The following is a 20,190-nucleotide window of genomic DNA, read 5'->3' on the forward strand; positions in this document are numbered from 1 at the left end:
GAGAGAACGGACTACCCGCGACTCTGCCGCCCGTTCCGTCGTGATCCGCGTCGCTCCTTGGGAGGATTGGCAGGCCCACGGCGTGCCAAGTCCAACGGGTCCGGCGCCCGTCCCAGCTGTGCTGTGAGCTCTGCCTCTCGTTCTCGCTCGCGCTGGTGGAACCGTTCCAGTTCCGCCTCGTATCGCAACTCCGCCGCCTTGTCCCGCTCGAGGCGCAGCACTTCCTTCTCGGCATCCCTCGCTGCCCTCTCCCTGGCGATGTCCTCCTGCGTCCTCGGCTGCGGCCCGAGCCTCTCGGGCTCATCCGGTGCGTCGGCCCAGTGAGCGATCACCCTTCCCGGCTGGAAGGAGCAACCCGTTCTGCCGAGCGGCTCGATGACGAAGTAGTCGGCAGCGATGCCGATCAGCGTGCCCCGCGTGACTGCGTCGGACTCGTCCCAGGCGTCGAGCAATGAGTGTGCGCGACGGCGCAGGAGGATCTGCCGGTCGCGCTCGTCCCTCTCGGCCGAGATCGCTGCGAGCTCCGCCTCCACCTGGGCGAGGCCAGCGTCGAGCGCCGTCGTCGCGCCAGGATGCCTGACGTACATCTCCACGAGCCCCTGCCGCTTCCGCTCCGCGAGCTCCTGGCGAGTGAGCAGGTGCTCCTCGGACTGCAAGCCCGGGTCCTCCAGAAAGATCTCGGGCGACCTAGCGAGGCGCTCCCGCACCTTCGTCGCGATGAGGTTCTCGATCGGCGCGGGATGGACGGAAACGCTTCCGCAACGAGCGCACGTGTATCCCTTCGGGCCGTAGCCGAGCGTGGAGACGACTGGCTCGCCGTCCTCGCCCATGTCCTTGAGGCACCGACCACACCTGAGCAGACTTGCCAGCATCGACCGGCGCGGGCGCTTCTTTCCACCGATGCGCTCCGGGTCCAAGAGAATGCCCCGGACCGCCCTCCACATGTCCTCGGTGAGGATCCCTTTCCACACCGCCGGGTAGCACACCAGGTCGTTCCACGGGAAGCCACCTCGGGTGGCGGACCGCGCGCGCATTCGCCTCAGACGCTCCCGTTCACGCTGCGGAAGGTGCGAGCGGTATCCGGCGATACGCGGCGACAGGAGCACCTCGCGAAGAGCCGTCCTCGACATGTTCGTCTTCACGGCACCATCCGGCAGGAGTACGGAGAGCTCCGCCTTCTGCTCCGACATGCGCGCGGTCACGTGATCCGCGGCGGCCCGAAGCGTCCTTCCGTCGACGATCATCTCCGCGGCGTCTCGGATCGCCTCGGCCTCGGGCTCGACGATTGTGATGTGGTCGATGCCGTACCCCCAGGGGCGACGGCCGCCCTTTGGCTGGCCCGCCTCAGCGAGTTGCAGGTGCGCCCGGGCGATGCGCTCAGCCTTCTGCTCTGACTCGGTCTGAGCGATCTGCGCGCCGATCCCGGCCTGCATGCGACCCGCCGACGTCGAGAGGTCAATGTCGCCCGATTTGACCGTGATCACGCCAACATCGCGGTACTTGAGGATCTCCACGAGCTCGAGGAGATCCTTGACCTGCCGGTACATCCGATCGACGTGATGCGCGATCAGCGTGTCGACCTCGCCGGAGTCGATCATCTCGAGGACGCGACGCCAGCCCTCTCGCCGCTTGCCGGAGTAGGCCGACACATCGTTGTCCACGACGACGTCGACGACCCGGAGGCCCTTCTCCGCTGCGAGCTTCAAGCAGTCCTCACGCTGCCGCGCGACTCCATGCTCTTTACCGGTCCGATCTTGACTTATTCGGGCGTAGATGACTGCCGTTCCTCTGACCATGTCGAGAAAGGTAGTGTGAAAGACATGAAACGGTAGACCTCAGGGTAGACAGCGTCTACTCTAGAAGTAAGACCCGTTCAGCGAAGATCTGTAGATCCAGATCTCCTCGATCTCGGGGTCGTCGAGGTACGGCTGGAGCGGCCCGAGCCCGGCGACGGCGTCGACGACCGCGCGGCCGGCGGCGGTTGGGTCGGCGAGTGGCGCGACGACCCCGAGCGCGCTGCGCGTCTCGTAGTCCGCGACGACGTCGCGCACGAGCTGGTCGACGGCCGCGCGGTCGCGCGCGGGGTCCACCCCGCGCCGTCGGACGAGCTCGCGCACCTCGCCCTCGAGCACGCCGACGGCGTGCGTGTCCGTAGACATGTCGAGCATTCCCCCTGCTCCGTCGGCCGGCTGCCCCGCCGGTCGTCAACGATCTGCGCCAGAGAGTAGGGCATGGACGCGCCCCCGTGAACCGCCCCTGTGGACAAGGTCGCGGGCGCCCCGGAATCCCGCGCCGTCGAGGCAAGACCTCCCTCCCGGCGTCCCACATCGTGGTCGTCGCGACGGCTAGGGTCGGGCCATGACGGACCTCCCGCCCGGCCGCTGGCAGGCCGCCGCGCGCGCCACGGGCCTCCTGGGCGCCGACGGCGCGGTCGCGGCGACGATCTTCGCCGAGATGACGGCGCTCGCGCAGCGCACCGGGGCGATCAACCTCGGGCAGGGCTTCCCGGACGTCGACGGCCCGGCCGCGGTGAAGCACGCCGCGGTGCGAGCGATCGAGGACGGCCACAACCAGTACCCGCCGGGCCCGGGCATCCTCGAGCTGCGCAACGCCGTCGCGAGCCACCAGTTCCGCCACTACGGCCTGGACCCGGACCCGGAGACCGAGGTGCTCGTGACCACGGGCGCCACCGAGGCCCTCGCGGCGACGATCCTCGCGCTCGCCGGGCCGGGCGACGACGTCGTGACGCTGGAGCCGTTCTACGACTCCCACGCCGCGTGCATCGCGCTCGCGGGCGCGCGGCACGTCACGGTCCCCCTGCTCCCCGGCCCCGACCGCTTCCGGCTCGACGTGGACGCGCTGCGCACCGCCGTCACCGACCGGACGCGCCTGATCGTCGTGAACTCGCCGCACAACCCGACGGGCACGGTCCTCGACCTCGACGAGCTCGACGCGATCGCCGCCGTCGCGCGCCGGCACGACGTCGTGGTCGTCACGGACGAGGTGTACGAGCACCTGACGTTCGACGACGCCCGGCACGTGCCGATCGCGACCCTGCCGGGGATGCCGCAGCGGACGATCACCATCTCCTCGGCAGGCAAGACGTTCTCGTTCACGGGGTGGAAGGTGGGGTGGCTGCACGGCCCCGAGCCGCTCGTGACGGCGGTCCGCACGGTGAAGCAGTTCCTCACCTACACGTCGGGCGCGCCGTTCCAACCGGCGATCGCCGACGCGCTCGCGGACGACGAGACCCCGCGCGCGCTCGCCGACTCGCTCGCCGCACGCCGCGACCTGCTGTGCGAGGGCCTGGTCCGCGCGGGGTTCGACGTCGTCGTGCCGCAGGGCACGTACTTCGTCATCGCCGACGGCGCCGCGCTCGGATTCGAGGACGGCACCGCGCTGTGCCGCGAGCTGCCCGCCCTCGCGGGCGTCGTGGCCGTCCCCGTGAGCGCGTTCTGCACCCCGGGGTCGACGACGGCGCGCGCGCTCGCGTCCCGCGTCCGGTTCACGTTCGTCAAGCGCGAGGACGTCCTGCACGAGGCGGTGCGGCGCCTGGCCGCGCTCGGCGCGTCGCGGCCCTGAGCGAGGTCAGGCGCACACGCCGTCGCGTGGCTCCTCCGTCGCGCCGGCTCCCGGGTCGGTCCCGGCACCGGCGTCCGTCGCGCCCGTGCCGGGGTCGACGGCTCCGGTCCCGGGGTCGGTGGTGCCCGGGTCCGTCCCCGCTCCGGGGTCGGTCGCACCGTCCGCGGGGGCCGTGGCGTCGTCGCGCGGGTCCGTGACGGGCTCGTGGCCGGGCGGGGGCGCGTCGTCGATCAGCCGCTGCCAGATCGCGTCGGCCTCCGCCGTCCACTCGACGCGGTTGCGGTCGCTCGCCGCGTCCACGACCGGGACCTGGGTGAAGACGACCTCGGAAGGCTTGATGGCCCGCAGGCTGAACGCCAGCCCGGCGAGCGCCGTCGGGTCCGCGATCGTGGGGTCCGCGCTGATGGAGCCGAGCACGGCCTCGATGACCCCGTAGAGCTGGGGCGAGTTGGTGATGATGTTCTGCGAGAGCAGCTCGCGCACCGCCGAGTCGATGAACGCCTGCTGCCGGGCGATGCGCGTGAGGTCTGAGCCCATCTCGAGGCCCATCCCCGTGCCATGACGCGCACGCAGGAAGCCGATCGCCTCGTGACCGTCGAGCGTGTGCTCGCCGGCGGGCAGGTCGAGGGTGCCGTACCGGGGATCCTCCTTGATCGGCTCCGGGAAGCACATCGTCACGCCGTCGATCGCGTCGACCACGCCGATGACCCCGGTCATCTTCACCACGACGTGGTTGGTGATGGGCACGCCCGTGAGGCTGTAGACCGACGAGATCGTGCAGCCGGCGGCCGCGTCCATGTCGTCGACGCCGCCCGACCCGATCTGGAACGCCTCGTTGAACATGGTGTTGCGCCGGGGCGAGGACATCGACCCGTCGGGCAGCTTGCACGCGGGCAGGTCGACGAGCGAGTCGCGCGGGATCGACACCACCTCCATGCGCGTGCGGTCGCCGGACACGTGCACGATGAACGTGGTGTCGGACCGCATGCCCTCCTCCTCGCCCGCGAGCGCGGCGTTCTCGGCGTCGCGGTAGTCCGTGCCCATGACGAGGATGTTGAGCGCCTTGCCCGCGAACGGGTCGGAGGGGTCCTTCGGTGGTTCCTCGGTCGGCATGCCGACCACGTACTCGGACACGTCGCTCACGGTGATCTTCGACTTGAGGTCGAGGTACACGGCTCCCGCGCCGACGGCGACGAAGACGAGCGCGCCGGTGAGGACGAGCCCGATCGCCCTCGCGACGCGGTGCGAACGGAGCGCGCGGGCGTGGTGCGGGCCCCCGGTGGGCTTGTCCGTCCCGCCCTCCCGGGAACGCGTCTCCTGCGTCGCGCGGGACCTCGCGCGTGCGGGCGGCGAGGCGGGGGCGGACTTCGGCACGGTCCGAGAGTAGAGGGTCGCGCGCGGAAACGTGCGCCGGACCGGCAGGAGGACGTGTGAAAGGGCGGCGAAGAACGGGTCAGACGGGCGTGTGCCAGCCTCCGCGGCGGAACGCGGGCGTGGCGAGCCCGAGCACGAGGATCGACGCGACGACCGCCCCGAGCATGACGGTGGACATCGCGACGGCGTCGCCGCCGAGGACGCCGACGAGCGGGCTCACGAGCCCGGCGACGCCGGCCTGGAACGCGCCGATGACCGCGGCGGCGGTGCCGGCGATCTCGCCGTGCCGGGTGAGCGCGAGCGCGGAGGCGTTCGCGGGAATGAGGCCCTGCATGGACAGGACGAGGAACAGCGCGGCGACGATCCCGACGATGCCGCCCGCCCCCGTCAGGGCGACCACGAGGAGGCCGACGGCGAACACGCCCTGCACCACGAGCGCCGTCCGGAGCAGCCGCACGGGCGCGACGCGGCGGACGAGCGCGGCGTTCGCCTGCGCCGACAGCACGAGCCCGATGCCGTTCACGGCGAACAGGAGCGCGAACTGCCCGTGGCTGAGCCCGTACCCCTCCTGCAGGACGAAGGGTGAGCCGACGACGTAGCTCATGAGCACGGCCTGCCCGAGACCGGGGAGCACGGCGAGCGCGACGAAGTGCCGGTCGCGCAGGAGGCCCGCGTACCCGCGCAGGACGGTGCGCGCTCCGGCGGGGCGACGACGCTCGAGCGGCAGGGACTCGGGCATGAAGAACAGGACGATCGCGCCGAGCACGACGCCGCCGAGCGCGAGGACCCAGAAGACCGCCCGCCAGGTGGCGTGCGCGCCGATGAACGAGCCGATGGAGGGCGCGAGGAGCGGCGCGAGCCCGATGACGAGCATGAGGCGCGACAGGACGCGCGCGGCCTCGGACCCGGTGAACCGGTCGCGGATGGCGGCGATCGCGACGACGGACGCGGACGCGTTGAAGAACCCCTGGAGCACGCGCAGGCCGACGAGGATGCCGATGTTGGGCGCGAACGCGCACAGGATCGACGTGACGACGTGCAGCGAGAGCCCGACGAGCACGGGCAGACGACGGCCGTAGCGGTCGGAGAGCGGCCCGATGACGAGCTGCCCGACGGCGCCGCCGAGAAGCATGCCGGACAGCGTGAGCTGCGCGAGGGAGTCGGGCGCACCGAGCTCGGCGCCCACCTCGGGCAGGAGCGGGAGGTACATGTCCACCGTGAGCGCGGGCAGCGTGGCGAGCGCGCCGAGGAGCAGGACCCAGCGGGCGGACGATCTCGGTCGGGGCACGGCGGGGTCGACCGAGGAGGGTGGCATGACTCCCATCGTAACGATTCGATCGCGTGCGGACCGGGCTCACGGGCGTGACCCTGCTCTCCCCCGGCGCAGGCCCGGCGTCACGCGCACAGCCCGGCGGCCCTCCCCGGGCGCCCGCCTACCGGCCCGACGCGAGCGTGGGTGGCGTGCGGCACCCTGGAGGCATGTGCGGACGCTATGCCTCCTTCCGGGACGCCCAGGACCTCGCGGACGAGTTCGCGATCGCCGACGTGGCCGACGACGCGCGCCTCCTCCCGCCGTCGTGGAACCTCGCGCCGACGGACCCGGTGCGGATCGTCGTCGAGCGCGCCGCGAAGGACACAGGCGAGGTGCGCCGCTCGCTGCGGCTCGCACGCTGGGGCCTCGTCCCGTCGTGGTCGAAGGACCCGAAGGGCGGCGCGCGCATGATCAACGCGCGCGCGGAGTCGATCCTCGACAAGCCGGCGTTCGCCAAGCCATTCGGCGTGCGCCGGTGCCTCGTGCCCGCCGACGGCTACTACGAGTGGCGCGTCCTGCCCGACGGCGCGTCCCCCGCCGGGTCGGCGGGCGCGCCGGCGCGCCGGGGCAAGGTCCTCAAGCAGCCGTACTGGATCGCGCCCGGCGACGGGCGCAGCGCCGCGTTCGCGGGGCTCTACGAGTTCTGGCGCGACCGCACCAAGGCGGACGACGACCCGGACCGCTGGCTCGTCTCGACGACCATCATCACGACCGACGCGGCGCCCTACCTCGCCGAGATCCACGACCGCATGCCGCTCGCCCTGCCGTCCGACGCCTGGGACGCGTGGCTCGACCCGGCGGTCGACGCGCGGGGCGCCGCCGACCTCCTCGGGCTCGGCGGCCCGCACGACGACGTCCCCATGGTCGCGCGCGAGATCTCGACCCTGGTCAACTCGGTGACGAACGACGGCCCGGGGCTCCTCGAGGCCGTCTGACCGGCACGGGTCCTGCCGCGCGGACGTCGGCGGCCGCGCGCCCGGCGCAGCCGGTCAGCCGCGGTAGGCCCACTGGAGGCGCACGGGCTCGATCGTCCCGAGGCCCTGCACCTCCGTCTCGGGCTGCGCCGTGAGCGCGAACCGCTGGTCGCCGGCGAGCAGGCCCGCGGTCTCGCGGTCGACGAGCACCGTCGTCGGGTCGGCGATGTCGACGAGGCGCGCCGCGAGGTTGACGCTCGGGCCGAACACGTCGCCGAACCGGGACAGCACGCGGCCCCACACGAGGCTCACGCGCACGGGCGGCACGTCGACGTCCTCCTCGCGGCCGCCCGCCGCGGCCAGGCCGAGCGCGACGCGCGCACCGGTCGCGACGTCGTCGGCCACGTAGAGCACCGCGTCGCCGATCGTCTTGACGACGCGACCGCCCGCCGCGGTGATGACGTCGCGCGCGCTCGTCTCGAAGAGCTGCACGAACTCGGCGAGCTCGCTCGAGCCGAGGCCGCGCGTGCGCTGCGTGAAGGACACGATGTCCGCGAACCCGACCGCGCGCGGCAGCGGGAGCTCGTGCTCGTCGACCGCCGTCGCGCGGGCGTCGGAGAACTCGACCGCGAACCTGCCGGCGACGGCCGCGAGCTGGCGCCGCCACGCGTGCAGGAGCTGTTCCTCGAGGACGGGCGCGAGCTCGGGCAGCCGGTCGAGCACGAGCAGGCGCGCGCTCGTGTCGTCGAGGTCGAACCGCCGCGTGAGGTGCTCGACGAGCGCTTCGACCTGCCACAGCACGAGGCGCTCGGTCGTGTGCCCCGTCGAGCGGATGAGCGTCGTGAGCGCGCGCTGGTCGAGCTGCTCCTGCTCGGCGAACGCGAACACGTCCGCGAGCGCCTGCGCGTCGCGCTCGGTGAAGGCGTGCTCCTCGCCCTCGGTGAGCGGGAGGCCGAGCGCCTGCCAGTAGGCGCGGACGCGGTCCTCGTCGACGCCAGCCCGCTCGGCGAGCCGTTCGACGGTCAGGGTGCGGGGTCCGCCGAGGAGCGCCTCGTCGAGCACCGCCTCGGTCGCCTCGGCCTCGGTGGTCGGCGCGCCGTCCTCCGCGGTCGTCGCGGACGGTGCGGGGGCGAGCTCGTTCTCCGGGTCCACTGGCACCCGGCGATCCTATTCCTCGGCCGGGCTCGTCGACGTCGGCGGGCGCACGCGAGATCGGCACGCACGACCGCCGATCCGGCCGCGGACCGCCGATCTCGAGGGGCCGTCCGGGGGCGGGTCAGGCGTGGGCCGGTCAGTCGTGGGGGCGCAGGTGGTGCACGTCGCCGCTGTGGTGGACGGTCGTCGTGCCGTCGTCGAGGCGGACCTCGAGGCCGCCGTCGGGGGCGAGCCCGATCGCGAGCCCGACGACGTCCCCGCCCGCGACGCGCTCGACGCGCACGCGCGTGCCGAGCGTGGCGCTGACCTCGGCGCAGTCGGCGTCGAGCCCGGCGGCGTGCGCGTCGCCCCCGGCGTCCTGCCAGCGCGCGAGAACCTCGCCGAAGGCCTCGTGCAGCGCGACGAGCACGACCTCCCGGTCGGTGGTCGCGGCTCCGGCGAGGGCGAGCGACGTGGCGGTCGGGACGGGCAGCTCGTCGCGCCGCTGTGCGACGTTGAGGCCGACGCCGACGACGACCCCGCCGTCGGGCAGCACCTCGGCGAGGATGCCGGCGACCTTGCGCAGCGGTGCGGGCTCGCCCGCGCCGGGGTCGGGGACGAGGACGTCGTTGGGCCACTTGACGACGGCCTCGACGCCGGCGGTGGCGCGCAGCGCGCGGGCGGTCGCGAGCCCGGCGAGCAGCGGGAGCCAGCTCAGGGCCTCGCGCGGCACGTCGGGCCGCAGCAGGAGGGAGCCGAGCAGGGCGGTGCGGGGCGGCGTCGTCCACGAGCGGCCGAGCCGGCCGCGGCCCCCGGGCTGGTGCTCGGCGACGAGGAGCGCGGGGGCGGGCCACGCCGCCGGGTCGTGCGCGACGGCGGCCGCGAGCTCCGCGTTGGTGGACGCGGACTCGGGCACGACCTCGAGCCGGGCGAGCGGACCGGCGGGCGCCACGAGCAGCTCGCGCAGGAAGTCGGCCCGCAGCGGGGGTCGCTCGTCGCCGGACGGGGTCTCGGGGTCGCGCGCGGTCGCCATGCCCGCCATCCTCGCGCACGGCGCGGGCGCCGCACGAGGCGGGGACCGGCCGACCGGCGACCGGCGGAGTTGTGGGGACCCACCAACACCGGCCCCCGCGGTGCTGGCGGCGGCCGCATCGAGTGGGTGCGATCCTCCAACTAGGCTCGGGTGCGTGACGGACTCTGCGACGACCTCGCCCGCGACGACCGAGAGCGCCGACGCGCCCCGCCTCACCGGGACCGCGGCGAAGCTCGCCGACCTCGACCGCCGTCGCGCGGAGGCGGTCGGGCTGCCCGAGGAGGCGGCGCGGACCAAGCAGCACGCGCGCGGCAAGAAGACGGCCCGCGAGCGCATCGACGCGCTCCTCGACGAGGGGAGCTTCGTCGAGCTCGACGCGTTCGCGAAGCACCGCTCCCACAACTTCGGCCTGGAGAAGAAGCGGCTGGCGGGCGACGGCGTCGTCGTCGGGCACGGCACGATCGACGGCCGCCAGGTGTGCGTGTACTCGCAGGACTTCACGGTGTTCGGCGGGAGCCTCGGCGAGGTCCACGGGCAGAAGATCACCAAGGTGCAGGACCTCGCGCTGCGGACCGGGGTGCCGCTCATCGGCATCTCCGACGGCGGCGGGGCGCGCATCCAGGAGGGCGTCGCGGCGCTCACGCAGTTCGCGGAGATCTTCCGCCGCAACGTCGCGTCGTCGGGCGTGATCCCGCAGATCTCGCTCATCCTCGGCCCGAGCGCGGGCGGCGCGGTGTACTCCCCCGCCCTCACGGACTTCATCGTCATGGCCGACAAGACGTCGAACATGTTCATCACCGGGCCGGACGTGATCCGCGCGGTGACGGGCGAGGACGTGGGCTTCGAGGAGCTCGGCGGCGGCCTGACGCACAACGAGAAGTCCGGGGTCGCGCACTACCTGGGCAGCGACGAGGACGACGCGATCGACTACGTCCGCCACCTCGTGTCGTACCTGCCGCAGAACAACCTGTCGGACGCGCCGTCGTTCCTGCCCGACGACGTCGAGCTCGCGGTCACGGAGGAGGACGAGGAGCTGGACGCGCTCGTCCCGGACTCGGACTCGCAGCCGTACGACATGCGCACGGTGATCGAGCACGTGCTCGACGAGGGCGCGTTCCTCGAGGTGCAGCCGCTGTTCGCGAAGAACGTGCTGGTCGGGTTCGGGCACGTGGAGGGCCAGTCGGTCGGCGTCGTCGCGAACCAGCCGCTCGCGATGGCGGGCACGCTCGACATCGACGCGGCCGAGAAGGCGGCGCGGTTCGTGCGCACGTGCGACGCGTTCAACATCCCCGTGCTCACGCTCGTGGACGTCCCGGGCTTCCTGCCGGGCGTCGACCAGGAGCACCAGGGCATCATCCGCCGCGGCGCGAAGCTCATCTACGCCTACGCGGAGGCCACGGTCCCGCTCGTCACGGTGATCACGCGCAAGGCGTACGGCGGCGCCTACATCGTCATGGGATCGAAGCAGCTCGGCGCGGACGTCAACCTCGCGTGGCCGACGGCGCAGGTCGCGGTCATGGGCGCGGGCGGCGCGGTGAACATCCTGCAGCGCGCGGCGCTCAAGCGGACGGCCGACGCGGGCGACGACGTCGAGGCGGAGCGCGCTCGCCTCGTCGCCGAGTACGAGGACGCGATCGTCAACCCGTGGGACGCCGCGGAGCGCGGCTACGTGGACGCGGTGATCCGCCCGTCCGAGACGCGCGTGCAGGTGGTGCGCGCGCTGCGGGCCCTGCGGACCAAGCGCGCGAGCCTGCCGCCCAAGAAGCACGGCAACATCCCCCTGTGAGCGCCGCGGACCGCACGCACCCGACGACCCGCCGCACGAGCGGCCCGAGAGAAGGACGGTCATGAGCCACGAGGACGCCACGCACGGCCCTGCGCCGCTCGGCGCGGTCGACCCGGCACCGATGCACGCCGCGGTCGACGCGCTCGCCGCGGCGCTGCACGAGTACGTCGGCACCGCCGTGGGGGTGCGCGCCGAGTTCGGGGCGTCGGAGGCGGACGAGGACCCGCGCGTCCTCGCGCTCGAGGCGCGCGTCGGCGCGCTCAACGCCCAGCTCTTCGACGTGCTGCACGAGGCGCTCGGCATCCACCCCGACCTCACGTCGTCCGTGTGGGAGCCGACCGAGGGCGAGGAGGCCGACGACGCGGACGCCTCCCCCGCGGACCTGGAGGACGACACGTTCACCCTGGAGTACGTCGTCGTCTCGCGCCCCGGCGGGCCGGACCTGGACGACGTCGTCGGGCTGCTGGACTCGTGGGGCCACGAGGCGCAGGCGCGCCTCACCGAGGCGGGCTACGACGTCCCGGAGTGGGGCGTGGGCCGCGGCACGGACGAGCACGAGGACGACGCGTGAGCGAGCAGCAGCAGGTGGGCACCACCCCGAGCGTGCGCGTCGTGCGCGGCGCCCCGGACGAGCTCGAGGTCGCCGCGCTCGTGGCCGGGCTCGCGGCGGCGGCCGCGGCCGGTGACGAGCCCGACGACGTCGCGCCCGTGGACGAGTGGACCAACCGCGCGCGCGTGCTGCGCGGGACGGGCGACGGCGCGACGGCGAAGAGCTTCGGCGGGCGCGCGGGCCGGCACAACGCCGACTCCTGGCGCTGGAGCCTGCGCTCGTGACGACGGCCGGCCCCTCCCCGCGCGTGCGGCGGCTGCCCGAGCGGGCGGTGCTCGTGGAGCAGGCTCCGACGGCCGACGCCGTCGAGGCCGACCCGACGGCGCTGCCGCCGGTCGCGCCCGTCGCCGCGTGGCGACGCTGGGCCTGGGCGGTCGCCTTCGTGCCGACGGTCGCGCTCCTCGTCTACCAGCGCGCGGGCGCGGCGCGCGGCTGGCCCGTGCCGGAGGCGCTCGTCGTCGTCGCCACCCTCGGCCTGCTGCTGACGGCCGTGCTCGCGCTCGTGCGCTACCTGGACGACCGCGCCGCCGCGCGCCTCGCGCGCGGTCGCGACGCGCTGCTCGCCGCCCCCGTCCGGGCCACGGGCACGCTCACCGTGCCTGCGCCGGCCACCGACGCCCCGCAGCCCGGTGCGCACGACGTGCGCGGGACGCTCGTCGTCACGACGGGATCGGGCGTGGCGACGGCACGGCCGGTGCGCGTCGTCGTGCCCGCGGGCACGGCGGCCCCGCGCCCGGGTGACCCGGTCGCCGTCTGGCACGCGGCCGACGACGAGGACGCGACCGGCGTGCTGCTCGTCCGCTACCAGCGCGACTGGGCCGACGACCTGCTCGCCGCGCTGCGCGGGGGCGTCCCGGCCGCGGACGACGGGGCACACCCGGGCTGGCCGGACGAGCCGGAAGATCGCACGGAGCCCCCGCCCCGCGCCGAGTAGTCTCGTCCGGGTGAGCGACACCACCACTACCCCCGCCGGCGCCTCCGCCGGGACCCCCGACCGCACCCCCACGCCGATCGACGCCGTCGCCGAGGCGTACGTCACGCGGGTCGCCGAGCTCGACCCGCTGGCCGCCACCTCGATGGGCCTGTCCGGCTACGACCACCTCGTCACCGACCTGTCCCCCGCCGGGCACGAGGCGCGCGCCGAGGCCGACCGCGCGGTGCTGCGCGAGCTCGACGGCCTCGAGCCGGTCGACGACGTCGACCGCGTCACCCTCGCGGCGATGCGCGAGCGCATCGGCCTGCAGCTCGAGCTGCACGAGGCGGGCGAGCCGCTCGCGAGCCTCAACAACATCGCGTCGCCCGTGCAGGAGCTGCGCGACGTCTTCGACATCATGCCAACGGGCACCGTCGAGGCGTGGGAGAACATCGCGGCCCGCCTCAACGGCCTTCCCGGCGCGATCGACGGCTACATGGCGTCGCTCGCGGAGGCGGCCTCGCGCGGCAACGTCGCCGCGATCCGCCAGGTGCGGATCGGCGTGGCGCAGTCGCGCGAGCTCGCCGACCCGCAGGGCTCCTTCTTCACGACCTTCGTCTCGGGCCCCGAGGCCGACGCCGTCCTCGACGACTCCTCGGCGTGCTCGCTCGTGCGCAAGGAGCTCGAGCACGGCGCCGCCGCCGCGCGCGAGGCGTACGGCCGGCTCGCGGACTTCCTCGAGACGACCCTCGCCCCGCAGGCCCGCGCCGAGGACGCCGTCGGCCGCGAGCGGTACGCCCTCTTCTCGCGCACGTTCCTCGGTGCCGAGGTCGACCTCGACGAGACGTACGCGTGGGGTCTGGAGGAGCTCGCGCGCGTCGTCGCGGAGCAGGAGGAGATCGCGCGCCGCATCGCCGGTCCCGGCGCGAGCGTCGAGGACGCGGTCGCGGCGCTGGACGCCGACCCGAGCCGCAAGCTGCTCGGCAAGGACGCCCTCAAGGCCTGGATGCAGGAGACGTCGGACGCCGCGGTCACCGCGCTGAACGGCGTCCACTTCGACATCCCCGCACCGGTGCTCGACCTCGAGTGCATGATCGCGCCGACGCAGACCGGCGGGATCTACTACACCCCGCCGAGCGACGACTTCTCCCGCCCGGGCCGCATGTGGTGGTCCGTCCCCGCGGACGTCACCGAGTTCAACACGTGGCGCGAGAAGACGACCGTCTACCACGAGGGCGTCCCCGGCCACCACCTGCAGTGCGGCCAGGCCGTCTACGCGCGCGCGACGCTCAACACGTGGCGCCGCCTCGCGTGCTGGGTCTCGGGCCACGGCGAGGGCTGGGCCCTGTACGCGGAGCGCCTCATGGCGGACCTCGGGTTCCTCGACGACGACGGCGACCGCCTCGGCATGCTCGACGCGCAGCGCATGCGTGCCGCGCGCGTCGTGCTCGACATCGGCGTGCACCTCGGGCTCCCCGCGCCGCAGGAGTGGGGCGGCGGCACGTGGGACGCCGACAAGGCGCTCGCGTTCCTGCGCGCCAACGTCAACATGCCCGACTCGTTCGTGCGGTTCGAGCTCGACCGCTACCTCGGCTGGCCGGGGCAGGCGCCGTCGTACAAGGTCGGGCAGCGTCTGTGGGAGGCCACGCGCGACGACGCGCGCGCCGCGGCGCAGTCGCGCGGCGAGCAGTTCGACGCGAAGGCGTTCCACGAGCGTGCGCTCAACCTCGGCTCGGTGGGCCTCGACGTGCTGCGCGCCGCGCTCTCGTCGTGACCCCCGCGCACGACCGGCCCGGGACGGCGGCGCGCCGTCCCGGGCCGGCCGGCGTCCGGGCGTCCTGACCCGTGGGCGCCGTCCTCACCGGCTTCGCCGTCATCGCCGTCGTCGTGGCCGCCGGGTACGTCACCGCGCGCCTGGGCATCGGGGGCCCCGACGCGCGGACGGCGCTCAACCGTGTCGGGTTCTTCGTCGCGAGCCCGGCGCTGCTGTTCACCGTCCTCGCCCGGGCCGACGTCGGCGCGCTGTTCCAGGCGCCCCTCGCGGTGGCCGCGACGTCCGCCGTCGTCACGGCCGGCGTGTTCGTCGTCGTCGACCGGCTCTGGCTGCGGCTGCCCGCCCCCGAGGCGACGGTCGGCGCCGTCGGCTCCGGCTACGTGAACGCGAACAACATCGGCCTGCCCGTCGCGGTCTACGTGCTGGGCGACGCGACGGCCGTCGTGCCGGTGATCCTGCTCCAGCTCCTCGTGCTCGCGCCCGTCACGCTGCTCGTGCTCGACGTGACGACGAGCGGACGGGCGTCGTGGCGGCTCGTCCTCGCCCAGCCCGTGCGCAACCCGATCATCCTCGGGTCGCTCGCGGGCGCCGTCGTCTCCGTGAGCGGCTGGACGCCGCCGGTCGCGGTCATGGCCCCGCTCGACATCCTCGGCGGGGCCGCGATCCCCATGATCCTGCTCGCGTTCGGCATGTCGCTGCACGGCACGCGCCCGCTGCGGCGCGGAGAGCCGCGCGCGGCCGTGGGCGTCGCGAGCGCCGCCAAGCTCGTCGTCATGCCGGTGGTCGCGTTCGTCGTCGCCCGGCTCGTGCTCGGGCTCGACGACGCGGCCGTCGCCTCGGCGGTGACGCTCGCCGCGCTGCCCACCGCGCAGAACGTCTACAACTACGCGGCGCGGTTCGGGCGCGGCGAGATCCTCGCGCGCGACACGATCCTCGTCACGACGGTCGGCTCGCCCGTCGTGCTCCTCGTCGCCGCGCTGCTCCTCGCGTAGCCGGGGCAGCGAGGCGCGCCGGGTAGTCTGCGCGGGTGCTCCGACTGCTCCTCGCCTCCCGCTCCCCCGCCCGCCTCGCGACGCTCCGCGCGGCCGGCGTCGACCCGCTCGTGCGCGTGTCCGGGGTCGACGAGGACGCCGTGCTGCGCGACGCCGCCGCGGAGCGCGGCGGGCTCGCGCCCGTCGAGGCCGTGCTGGTGCTCGCGCGCGCCAAGGCGGAGGAGGTCGTGCGCACGCTCGACCCGGCCGCCGCAGGGACGCCGGAGGACGACGCCGCGCTGCTCGTCGGGTGCGACTCGATGCTCGAGCTCGACGGCGAGGTGCTCGGCAAGCCCGCCGACGCGGACGACGCGCGCGCCCGCTGGCGCGCCATGCGCGGCCGCGCCGGCGTCCTGCACACCGGGCACTGGCTCGTGGACCTGCGCCCGGCCGACGCCGGGGGGACGGGCGCCGCCGTCGGCGCGACGAGCTCGACCGTCGTGCACTTCGCCGACCTCGCCGACGACGAGATCGACGCGTACGTCGCCACCGGCGAGCCGCTCCACGTGGCCGGCGCCTTCACGGTCGACGGCCTCGGCGGCCCGTACGTCGAGCGGATCGAGGGCGACCACCACGGCGTCGTCGGGATCAGCCTGCCGCTCGTGCGGTCGCTCCTGCGCGAGGTCGGCGTGGCCTGGCACGCGCTGCGCGCCTGACGCGCTGCGCGGCGCCCGTTGTCGAGGCCGGACAACGCCGCGCACCTCTCGGAGCCCAGGGACGGGCCGCTATGGAGGTTTCCGACAACCGCCCTCGGCGCGGCTTGGTTTGTTCTCCAATCTTGTCCGGTACCGCGCGCAGGAGCGTGAACCGCGCCGTGCGCACGCGTTACCGTGAGCCGTGCCCGCGAACCCCACCCGCCCCCTGAGCAAGGTCCTCGTCGCCAACCGTGGCGAGATCGCCGTCCGGATCGTGCGCGCGTGCGCCGACGCCGGCATCGCGTCCGTCGCGGTCTACGCCGACCCCGACCGCCAGGCCCTGCACGTGCACCTCGCCGACGAGGCGTTCGCGCTCGGCGGCACGCGCGCGGCCGAGACCTACCTCGACATCGCGAAGCTCCTCGACGTCGCGCGCCGCTCCGGCGCCGACGCCGTGCACCCCGGGTACGGCTTCCTCGCCGAGAACGCCGAGTTCGCGCAGGCCGTGCTCGACGCCGGGCTCGTCTGGATCGGCCCGCCGCCCGCCGCGATCGACGCGCTCGGCGACAAGGTCAGCGCCCGCCACATCGCGCACCGTGCGGGCGCCCCCCTCGTGCCCGGCACGCCCGACCCGGTCGCCGACGCGAGCGAGGTCCACGCGTTCGCGGCCGAGCACGGGCTGCCCATCGCGATCAAGGCGGCGTTCGGCGGCGGCGGCCGCGGCCTCAAGGTCGCACGCACCACCGACGAGATCGACGAGCTCTACGAGTCCGCCGTCCGCGAGGCGACCGCGGCGTTCGGGCGCGGCGAGTGCTTCGTCGAGCGGTACCTCGACACCCCCCGGCACGTCGAGACCCAGTGCCTGGCCGACGAGCACGGCACGGTCGTCGTCGTGTCCACGCGCGACTGCTCGCTCCAGCGTCGCCACCAGAAGCTCGTCGAGGAGGCGCCCGCGCCGTTCCTCAGCGCCGCGCAGGAGGCCGAGCTGTACAAGGCGTCCGAGTCCATCCTCCGGGAGGCCGGGTACGTGGGCGCCGGGACGTGCGAGTTCCTCGTCGGCGCCGACGGCACCATCTCCTTCCTCGAGGTCAACACCCGCCTGCAGGTCGAGCACCCCGTCTCCGAGGAGGTCACCGGCATCGACCTCGTGCGCGAGCAGCTGCGCATCGCCGCCGGGGAGCCGCTCGGGTACACCTCCACGCAGGTGCGCGGCCACTCGATCGAGTTCCGCATCAACGGCGAGGACCCGGCGGCCAACTTCCTCCCCGCCCCGGGGCGCATCACGCGCCTGCGCTTCCCGTCCGGACCGGGCGTGCGCGTCGACTCCGGCGTCGTCGAGGGCGACACCATCTCCGGCGCGTTCGACTCGATGATCGCCAAGCTCGTCGTCACCGGCGCCACGCGCGAGCAGGCCGTCCAGCGCGCCCGCCGCGCCCTGCGCGAGCTCGAGGTCGAGGGCATCCCGACCGTCGTCCCGTTCCACCGGGCCGTGCTCGACGCCGAGGCGTTCGTCCCCACCGACGACGAGCCGTTCCGCGTGCACACCCGGTGGATCGAGACCGAGTTCGCCGACCGGCTCGCCACGCTCGCGCCCGCTCCCGCGGCGCCCGCGGACGAGGACGACGAGCCGCTCGCGACCGAGCGCGTCGTCGTCGAGGTCGGCGGCAAGCGGCTCGAGGTCGTGCTGCCCGCCGGGCTCGGCATGGCCGCCGGGCGTGCCCGCACCGCCAACGCCGCCCGACGCCCCGCGCGTCGCAGCGCCGCGAAGTCCAACGGCGGCGGCTCGGGCACGACGCTCGCCTCGCCCATGCAGGGCACCATCGTCAAGGTCGCCGTGGCCGACGGCACCCAGGTCGCCGAGGGCGACCTCGTCGTCGTGCTCGAGGCGATGAAGATGGAGCAGCCCCTCCTCGCCCACCGCGCCGGCACCGTCCGTTCGCTCTCGGCGACCGCGGGCGCGAGCGTCAGCTCGGGCACCGCCATCTGCGAGATCGTCGACTGACCTGCGCGTCCCACCCCGGCGACCGGCCGGGGTCGGCACGAGCGTCCCGAGATCGGCACCTCCGACCGAGCTCGGCACCCGAGGTCGAGATCGGTAGCACCGACTGCCGTTCCCGACCGCGGGTGCCGAGCTCGCCGTCTGCCTGCCGTCAGCCGGGCTGGGCGGCGGCGCGCATCGCCCGCCGTCCCGAGGGCAGCGCGACGGCGACGGTCACGACGACGAACATGAGGACGCCGGAGACCACGAGCAGCGACTCGACGGAGAAGCGGTCCGCGAGCGGGCCGAACACGACCATGCCGAGCGGCATCGAGACGGCCATGACGATGCCGACGAACCCGAACACCCGGCCCTGGCGCTCCGGCTCGACGGTCTCCTGGAGCACGGTCATCGACGTCGTGGAGAAGGGCGGCACGGAGAGCCCGAGCAGGAACATGAAGGCGAAGAACACCCACATGTTCGTCGAGACGCCCATCGCGACCGACAGCAGGCCGAAGACGAACGTCGAGCCGACGATCATCGCGATCCGGTTCTTGAGGCCGCCCCACGTCGCGAGCAGCACGCCCCCGAGGAGCATCCCGACGGAGAACGCGACCTCGTTGACAGTGAGCTTCCAGACCTCCTCGCCGAAGGTGCGCGCGACCATGAGCGGCGTGAGGTACGACGGCGCGACGATGAGCAGGAACACGACGGCGTAGAGGCCCAGCACCCACCGGACGAACGGGTGCGACCCGAGGTAGCGGAACCCTTCGACGAGGTCGTCGAAGTACCCCGCACGCTCGCCCGCGGCGGCGCGCGCGAGGGTCGGGACGGGCACGAGCAGGAGGAGCCCGATCCCGACCACGGCGGTGACGACGTCGACGAAGAACACGGCGACCAGGGACAGGCTCGCGTACAGGGCGGCGGCGACCGCGGGCGCGAGGAGCATCATCGCGGATTGGATCGACTGGTTGATGCCGTTGACCCGCAGGAGCCTGCTCGTCGGCACGATCTGCGGGAGCAGCGCCGCGACGGCCGGGGTCTGGACGCCGGCGCCCGTCGAGCGGACCGCGAGCGCGGCGTAGATGAGCCAGAGGTCGTCGGCCCCGCCGAGCATGAGGAGCGCGAGCGCCAGCGTCGTCACGGCGATCGTGGCGTCGGCGGCGATGACGAGCACCTTGCGGTTCACCCGGTCCGCCCACACGCCGCCGAAGATGGAGACGACTGCCTGCGGCAGGAACCCGAACAGCGTGCTCAGCGCGAGCACCGAGCCGGACTTGGTCTCGATCGTCAGGTGCCACATGACGGCGTACTGGACGAGCATCGAGCCGAACAGGGACACCGTCTGCCCCGACAGGAACACCGCTGTGTCCCGGCGCCACCGGGGCCGGGCGAGCGTGTCGTCCTCGGCGGGACGGTCGACGGCGTCCGCGGGCGCGGTGTCGGTGTTCTCGTACGGCGTATGGCTCACCCGGACATCGTGCCGGGCGCCACCCACACGGTCCACGGAATTCGCCGACGGCGCACCGCCGCGCGCGGCGGGGCGGCACCGGGCTGGCAGCATGGGGCTCGTGACGATCCCGACCGCCCCCCGCGACCCCGACGAGCCGCCGACCCGGCTCCCCCGCCACCTCCAGCCCGGCGACGGCTGGGTCGAGTGCGCGTGCGGACGCCGGCACTGGGGGCTGTTCGGGGCGGCCGGGCTGCTGCTCGCCCGGCGCGACGGCGCCGGGCGGCCGACCGACGTCGTGCTCCAGCACCGGGCCCCGTGGTCCGACCAGGGCGGGACGTGGGGCGTGCCGGGGGGCGCCGTCGGGCCGGACGAGACCGCCGCGCAGGGAGCCCTGCGCGAGGCGGAGGAGGAGGCGGGGATCGACCCCGCGGCCGTGCGCGTCGTGGGCGAGCGCGTGCTCGACCACGGCCCGTGGCGGTACACGACGGTCCTCGCGGAGGTCGTGGACGGCACGCCGGTCGAGCCGCGTGCGACCGACGCCGAGAGCATCGAGGTCCGGTGGGTCCCCGTCGACGACGTCGCGGGACTCGACCTCCTCCCGGCCTTCGCGGACGCCTGGCCGGGGCTGCGCGCCCTGCTGGAGGGCCCGCCCGAGGATTGA

18 protein-coding genes are annotated in these 20,190 nt (G+C 74.1%); 11 read left to right on the forward strand and 7 right to left on the reverse strand.

The genetic code is table 11. From position 1 onward, the window contains the following. Window positions 1–11: 11 nt before the first annotated feature. Window positions 12–1,796: a recombinase family protein gene (locus B8281_RS16050; protein WP_085388237.1), complete on the reverse strand. Its 1,785-nt coding sequence runs from the start codon at window positions 1,794–1,796 to the stop codon at window positions 12–14. A gap of 60 nt (window positions 1,797–1,856) precedes the next feature. Further along, a complete protein-coding gene (locus tag B8281_RS16055; protein ID WP_085388238.1) occupies window positions 1,857–2,168 on the reverse strand; it encodes a hypothetical protein in 312 nt (103 codons plus the stop codon). A 190-nt stretch (window positions 2,169–2,358) separates the two neighbouring features. Here B8281_RS16055 and B8281_RS16060 point away from each other — a divergent pair, with 190 nt between their 5' ends. Then, the gene (locus B8281_RS16060) at window positions 2,359–3,582 is read left to right on the forward strand and encodes a pyridoxal phosphate-dependent aminotransferase (RefSeq protein WP_085388239.1); all 1,224 of its coding nucleotides are present in this window, start codon (window positions 2,359–2,361) and stop codon (window positions 3,580–3,582) included. Between the two features lie 6 nt (window positions 3,583–3,588). Here B8281_RS16060 and B8281_RS16065 read toward each other — a convergent pair whose 3' ends face one another. Then, complete coding sequence (locus B8281_RS16065; RefSeq protein WP_232322593.1) at window positions 3,589–4,956, reverse strand: LCP family protein; 1,368 nt, start codon at window positions 4,954–4,956, stop codon at window positions 3,589–3,591. Window positions 4,957–5,035: 79 nt separating this feature from the next. After that, complete coding sequence (locus B8281_RS16070) at window positions 5,036–6,271, reverse strand: multidrug effflux MFS transporter (RefSeq protein ID WP_085388240.1); 1,236 nt, start codon at window positions 6,269–6,271, stop codon at window positions 5,036–5,038. 164 nt (window positions 6,272–6,435) lie between these two features. On the opposite strand from B8281_RS16070, the gene B8281_RS16075 reads away from it, so the two are divergent. Continuing rightward, window positions 6,436–7,203 (forward strand): SOS response-associated peptidase, encoded by a 768-nt coding sequence (locus B8281_RS16075; RefSeq protein WP_043651325.1) that lies wholly within the window; start codon window positions 6,436–6,438, stop codon window positions 7,201–7,203. A gap of 54 nt (window positions 7,204–7,257) precedes the next feature. Here the strand turns inward: B8281_RS16075 and B8281_RS16080 are convergent, their stop codons facing one another. Further along, window positions 7,258–8,340, reverse strand: a complete 1,083-nt coding sequence (locus tag B8281_RS16080) for an adenylate/guanylate cyclase domain-containing protein (protein WP_369824877.1) — start codon at window positions 8,338–8,340, stop codon at window positions 7,258–7,260. A 133-nt stretch (window positions 8,341–8,473) separates the two neighbouring features. Further along, a complete protein-coding gene (locus B8281_RS16085; protein WP_085388241.1) occupies window positions 8,474–9,349 on the reverse strand; it encodes a biotin--[acetyl-CoA-carboxylase] ligase in 876 nt (291 codons plus the stop codon). A gap of 154 nt (window positions 9,350–9,503) precedes the next feature. Between B8281_RS16085 and B8281_RS16090 the strand changes: the two genes are divergently transcribed. The 8 genes from B8281_RS16090 to B8281_RS16125 all read left to right on the forward strand — a co-directional run bounded on the left by B8281_RS16090 (window position 9,504) and on the right by B8281_RS16125 (window position 18,100). Continuing rightward, complete coding sequence (locus B8281_RS16090) at window positions 9,504–11,135, forward strand: acyl-CoA carboxylase subunit beta (protein WP_085388242.1); 1,632 nt, start codon at window positions 9,504–9,506, stop codon at window positions 11,133–11,135. Between the two features lie 61 nt (window positions 11,136–11,196). Beyond that, window positions 11,197–11,706, forward strand: coding sequence for a hypothetical protein (locus B8281_RS16095; RefSeq protein WP_085388243.1), 510 nt, complete (start codon window positions 11,197–11,199; stop codon window positions 11,704–11,706). Continuing rightward, window positions 11,703–11,969 carry an acyl-CoA carboxylase epsilon subunit gene (locus B8281_RS16100; RefSeq protein ID WP_232322594.1) on the forward strand — a complete coding sequence of 89 codons (267 nt, stop codon included), beginning with the start codon at window positions 11,703–11,705 and terminating at the stop codon, window positions 11,967–11,969. The genes B8281_RS16095 and B8281_RS16100 overlap by 4 nt, the downstream gene beginning before the upstream one ends. Beyond that, window positions 11,966–12,679, forward strand: coding sequence for a hypothetical protein (locus tag B8281_RS16105; RefSeq protein WP_085388244.1), 714 nt, complete (start codon window positions 11,966–11,968; stop codon window positions 12,677–12,679). The genes B8281_RS16100 and B8281_RS16105 overlap by 4 nt, the downstream gene beginning before the upstream one ends. 10 nt (window positions 12,680–12,689) lie before the next feature. Continuing rightward, the gene (locus B8281_RS16110) at window positions 12,690–14,432 is read left to right on the forward strand and encodes a DUF885 domain-containing protein (RefSeq protein WP_051027485.1); all 1,743 of its coding nucleotides are present in this window, start codon (window positions 12,690–12,692) and stop codon (window positions 14,430–14,432) included. 71 nt (window positions 14,433–14,503) lie between these two features. Further along, window positions 14,504–15,424, forward strand: coding sequence for an AEC family transporter (locus tag B8281_RS16115; RefSeq protein WP_043651312.1), 921 nt, complete (start codon window positions 14,504–14,506; stop codon window positions 15,422–15,424). Window positions 15,425–15,459: 35 nt separating this feature from the next. Continuing rightward, window positions 15,460–16,119 (forward strand): nucleoside triphosphate pyrophosphatase, encoded by a 660-nt coding sequence (locus tag B8281_RS16120; protein WP_043651310.1) that lies wholly within the window; start codon window positions 15,460–15,462, stop codon window positions 16,117–16,119. A 181-nt stretch (window positions 16,120–16,300) separates the two neighbouring features. Next, the gene (locus B8281_RS16125) at window positions 16,301–18,100 is read left to right on the forward strand and encodes a biotin carboxylase N-terminal domain-containing protein (RefSeq protein ID WP_232322595.1); all 1,800 of its coding nucleotides are present in this window, start codon (window positions 16,301–16,303) and stop codon (window positions 18,098–18,100) included. A 148-nt stretch (window positions 18,101–18,248) separates the two neighbouring features. Here B8281_RS16125 and B8281_RS16130 read toward each other — a convergent pair whose 3' ends face one another. Further along, complete coding sequence (locus B8281_RS16130; protein ID WP_369824905.1) at window positions 18,249–19,547, reverse strand: MFS transporter; 1,299 nt, start codon at window positions 19,545–19,547, stop codon at window positions 18,249–18,251. Between the two features lie 106 nt (window positions 19,548–19,653). Between B8281_RS16130 and B8281_RS16135 the strand changes: the two genes are divergently transcribed. Continuing rightward, complete coding sequence (locus tag B8281_RS16135) at window positions 19,654–20,190, forward strand: NUDIX domain-containing protein (protein WP_043651364.1); 537 nt, start codon at window positions 19,654–19,656, stop codon at window positions 20,188–20,190.

The organism is Cellulosimicrobium sp. TH-20, from assembly GCF_002105775.1.
Lineage (GTDB): Bacteria > Actinomycetota > Actinomycetes > Actinomycetales > Cellulomonadaceae > Cellulosimicrobium > Cellulosimicrobium funkei.

What these genes read in the sequence shown, in the direction of transcription:
- B8281_RS16050 (WP_085388237.1), bottom strand. Translation starts at nt 1,796, where the DNA reads ATGGTCAGAGGAACGGCAGTCATCTACGCCCGAATAAGTCAAGATCGG.
- B8281_RS16055 (WP_085388238.1), bottom strand. Translation starts at nt 2,168, where the DNA reads ATGCTCGACATGTCTACGGACACGCACGCCGTCGGCGTGCTCGAGGGC.
- B8281_RS16060 (WP_085388239.1), top strand. Translation starts at nt 2,359, where the DNA reads ATGACGGACCTCCCGCCCGGCCGCTGGCAGGCCGCCGCGCGCGCCACG.
- B8281_RS16070 (WP_085388240.1), bottom strand. Translation starts at nt 6,271, where the DNA reads ATGCCACCCTCCTCGGTCGACCCCGCCGTGCCCCGACCGAGATCGTCC.
- B8281_RS16075 (WP_043651325.1), top strand. Translation starts at nt 6,436, where the DNA reads ATGTGCGGACGCTATGCCTCCTTCCGGGACGCCCAGGACCTCGCGGAC.
- B8281_RS16085 (WP_085388241.1), bottom strand. Translation starts at nt 9,349, where the DNA reads ATGGCGACCGCGCGCGACCCCGAGACCCCGTCCGGCGACGAGCGACCC.
- B8281_RS16095 (WP_085388243.1), top strand. Translation starts at nt 11,197, where the DNA reads ATGAGCCACGAGGACGCCACGCACGGCCCTGCGCCGCTCGGCGCGGTC.